Below are 3,769 nucleotides of genomic sequence, written 5' to 3' on the forward strand. Positions count from 1 at the left end.
ATCTCGACGGGCCGTGCCGCAGCCGCCCGTCGCTCGAAGGCCAGGACCTTGTCGAGATAATCGGCGCCGATCTTCCAGCTGCCATCCGGCATGCGTTCAACCTCGCCCCCTCCCCGTCGCATCGCTTCCAGCCGCCGGACATGGGCTTCGGCGAAGCGCTGACTGGCACTGGCGTCATGGCGGAGATGCGCGTCGACGCTGTAGTTGCCGTTGTTGGCAGCAGCGACCTCGGCCAAAGTTCTGTCCGCATCACGAATGCCAGCGGTGACCGGCGACACCCGCACAATTTCGGGGCGATCGCCCACTTCCGAGAGCGACCGGTTGCCCAGCTCGACATAGTGGCTGCGCCCGTCGATCGCAGCCACGATCAGGTAATGGCGATCGCGATGCTCGTCGGCCAGTCCGGTCGCAAGGATGCGACCGACCAGCGGCTTGCCCTCGGCTGGGTCGAAGATCGCATAGTCCTGCGGATGCACCTCGGGCGCCCGTTCCTTCAGTTGCGCGTGCATCGTCGCGATGATGTCGCCGCGCCGGCCCATCGCCCGCAGCGTCGCTTCCAGATCGGCGGTGAGCCGATAGCGCCCTTTCCCCTCGTCGGTCGCCAGTCCCATCCGCACCAGCGTGCCGAGGCGCGCCGCACGCAGCCCCTGCTCGATGCTGTCACCATGCGAGGACGACACCAGCCCATCGGCCTCGCGCGCGAGCAGCAGCCTGCGATCGATGCTGGTGAACCGCTCCTGGCCGATCTCGCGCTGACGCCCCTCGAAAATCTCGCGGTCGGTGCGCGGTCCGAGGTCGAGATTGACCAGCTCCTCCGCCCGCGCGGCGAGCCCTCGGCTGATATACTCGCGAGCGATGATCAGATCTTGTCCACGATCGTCGACACCGCGAACCAGCACATGGCATGCGGATGACCGGTGTTGAAGTGGTCGACGGCCACCCAGTCGAGCTTCGTGCTGAGGTCCTGTTCGACCTGCGCCATCCAGCGCCGCACCAGCGGTTTCAGGTCGTCATATTGGGCACCATCCTCGGGTGCGACGATAAAGCGGAACTGGTGCCGGTCACCGGTGCCGCGTTCGAGGAATGCCTTGCCGTCCGCAACATCATGGTCAGCGCCGTAGAGCGTGCCACGTTCGCCCTCGCGGGTGGTGCCATCGCGCTGGAGATAGCGCAGGTGCGCGACAGCGCCCTTCGCCCCCTTCCCCGCCAGCTTCACGAAGCGCGCTTTCACGACGACACGGCGCGCGCGGATTCCAGCGAAGCGATCGGATGCCCCGAGCACTCGGCCGACGCCCGAACCGCGCCCGATCCTGCTACCATCGAAATGCCGGGCGCGCGCGGCCGAAGACCCCGCTGCGCCGCCGGCCAGATTGGTCGCCTTGCGAAGCTGGTGCGCGAACGGGCGATCCGCGCCGACCCGCCCCAACCATAGCTCGAATGGATCCTCGGCCATGACGCTATCCTGTGCTGGAAAGCGTCAGATGAGGGTGCCCCAGCGGAGCCCTTCAAGGGCCTCCATTCGGGGGAGCCGGAAAGCCGCAGAAATGCTGGCATTCCGGCGACCGCGCCTTCCCGATGGAGGCATCGCCGTGAGTATGGCTCCATCAAAAACGACGTGCAGACGCCATTTCCGGGGTCGCTTGGAGGCACCGCTTTTATCTTGCCATCCCTTCTATCCCCCCGCCGATCCCCGCCAGCCTTTTATATGTTCCCTTTATGTTCTACTATCGCAGCCTTTCCGAGTCGCGAGGAATAGGCCCGATATGTCGATCAGGATCGAACCACTGGAGAATGGTCGGCTGAAGCTTTCCGGCGACGTCGAGGACGAGATTTGCCTGTCCGCACGGGCTCTCGACGAGGGCTTTGCCATCGCGATTTCGGACGGCACGCTGGTGCAGGGACGCTTCGATAATTGGGTCGACGAGTGCCGATTTTCGGTCGCTGTCGACGGCGCCGGCATCGCTACAATCAGCCGCGCGGAGCGCGGCGACGTGCTAGATCTGGCGTGGAAAATCGAGTGGATCAGCGTCGCGATCGCCCGCGACATGCGCTGCGCCAAACGCAGCGAAGCGCCGCAGATGCAGCGCGAATTATCGTTCATCGACGCCGGGAAAATCGCCGCCTAGGTCAGGCGGCGGCGCTGCGTTCCAGTGCCGCAATCCGCTCTTCGCAGATCACCTGCACCGCCTGACCAAGTGCCTCGACACGCTCGCCCAGCCACGCCAGTTCCTCTTCGCTGATACGGTAATGTTTCGAGTAGCGCGCCTTCACATAGGCCTCTTTCAACTTCTCGAACCGGGCGCGGGCGCCGCGCTGATCACGCGGCCATGCGTCGACCAAGCGCGGGTCGATGCGCTCCGCCTGCGTGCGCAGGAAAGTCAGATTGTGCACGTGGGGCGTATAGAAGGTGCAGACCAGCAGCACGCAATGGTAAAGGCTTTCCGTGGCCTGATGCGTCAGGAAGGCCGCGTCTTTCAGATATCCCTTCCGACGCGCATCGGCAGCGAGGTCCAACTTGCTGGCAGCACTGGGAAACCATTCGACGAAATACTCGCGTGCCATGGCCAACGCCTGCTTCGGCGTCTTAGGCTTGGGCTGATGCAGTTCGGTGTCATCGCTCTGGTACAACGCGATGCCGTCGCGAGCGACATCCATGAAGAAATAGCGCCCGTGCGCCAAGCCGTCGTTCACCTCCTGCAGGGTGTGGACGATGAAATTCACTGGCGTGCGGAGCGTCTTGGTGATCGCCAGTTCGCGGTTGAGCCGGTCGTCGGCGGTCGTCCAAAACTGGGCGCGATCGGTGAGCCTGTCGTTGTTGACGATAACCAGAAGGTCAAAGTCTGACTGATAGCCCTTGGCGGTATGGGGCTCGTCGACCCATCCGCCGCGCGCGTAGCTGCCGTACAGAATGACCTTGAGGATGCGCCCCTGCTTCTTCCAGTCCGAGGTCGCAACGGCGGTCGCGTCGCCGAATTCCTGGAACAGGATTTGGACGACACGCTCCAGCTCGCGCTGCTTGGCTGGCGGCAGATGATCGAGGCCGGTCCTCATGGATCGATCCTAACGCGCTGATGCCGCGAGGTACACCTCGCCCGCAGGTCGCGGGCGAGGTGTCGCGTTTATCTCGGCCATTTGCCGCGTTCGGCGCGATCCAGGGCAAGGATCACACGGGCAATGGTCTGCTCCACCTCGGCAACGCTGCAGTCATGCCGTTCGGCCGCTTCGACGTAGTTGCAATCATCAAACCGCACCGATCCGAAGATCGCCCGGTCACGGTCGGGCAGAGCGCGAAAGGCGTGACGCATTCGCCGCAAACGAAGCCAGCGCATCATTGCCCCGCCTCCCCATTCGCGACGAAACCGAGAAGATAATCTGCCGCCTTGCTGGCAGCGCTGGCCGCGCGGAAGATCGCCTTTTCATCCTCACGCAGCACCGCCAGCCAGCTGCCGATGTAATCCGCGTGCCGCACCGACGGCCGGATCGCCAGCGACGCACATGTGAACGCGCTCGCCATCTCCGCGACCAGCTCCTCACGGGCATAGGCGGCGCTGCCGAACGCTCCCGACTGGTCGCGATCGAGCCGCGAATTATGCCCAGTCCAGTGCCCCAGCTCATGCAGCACTGTGCGATACCAGTTGATGCGATTGTAGAAGGCGAGCTGTGGCGGTACCGCAACATAGTCGCCGGCCGGGCTGTAATAGGCCTCCCCTCCCCCGATCCGGATATCGGCGCCGCACGCTTCCATAAGCGCATGCGCAGCCGGGATCCG

General features: G+C 64.3%; 6 protein-coding genes. 1 reads left to right on the forward strand and 5 read right to left on the reverse strand.

Going from position 1 to position 3,769, the window contains the following annotated elements; all coding sequences use genetic code 11:
• Positions 1-899 (reverse strand): DUF3363 domain-containing protein (locus tag BM009_RS22010; protein WP_139216716.1); only part of this gene is annotated, 899 nt, incomplete at its 3' end.
• Positions 860-1,453 (reverse strand): relaxase/mobilization nuclease domain-containing protein, encoded by a 594-nt coding sequence (locus tag BM009_RS22015; RefSeq protein WP_093299819.1) that lies wholly within the window; start codon positions 1,451-1,453, stop codon positions 860-862. The genes BM009_RS22010 and BM009_RS22015, both read right to left, overlap by 40 nt.
• A gap of 310 nt (positions 1,454-1,763) precedes the next feature.
• On the opposite strand from BM009_RS22015, the gene BM009_RS22020 reads away from it, so the two are divergent.
• On the forward strand, positions 1,764-2,126 hold the full coding sequence (locus BM009_RS22020; protein WP_093299821.1) for a hypothetical protein: 363 nt from the start codon (positions 1,764-1,766) through the stop codon (positions 2,124-2,126).
• A 1-nt stretch (position 2,127) separates the two neighbouring features.
• Here the strand turns inward: BM009_RS22020 and BM009_RS22025 are convergent, their stop codons facing one another.
• The 3 genes from BM009_RS22025 to BM009_RS22035 form a co-directional block, all read right to left on the reverse strand.
• A complete protein-coding gene (locus BM009_RS22025; protein WP_084584679.1) occupies positions 2,128-3,051 on the reverse strand; it encodes a HEPN domain-containing protein in 924 nt (307 codons plus the stop codon).
• A gap of 68 nt (positions 3,052-3,119) precedes the next feature.
• The gene (locus BM009_RS22030; RefSeq protein ID WP_084584678.1) at positions 3,120-3,332 is read right to left on the reverse strand and encodes a sigma factor-like helix-turn-helix DNA-binding protein; all 213 of its coding nucleotides are present in this window, start codon (positions 3,330-3,332) and stop codon (positions 3,120-3,122) included.
• Positions 3,329-3,769 (reverse strand): zincin-like metallopeptidase domain-containing protein (locus BM009_RS22035; protein ID WP_254772417.1); only part of this gene is annotated, 441 nt, incomplete at its 5' end. The genes BM009_RS22035 and BM009_RS22030, both read right to left, overlap by 4 nt.

It is taken from the genome of Sphingomonas sp. NFR04 (genome assembly GCF_900114095.1).
GTDB lineage: Bacteria > Pseudomonadota > Alphaproteobacteria > Sphingomonadales > Sphingomonadaceae > Sphingomonas.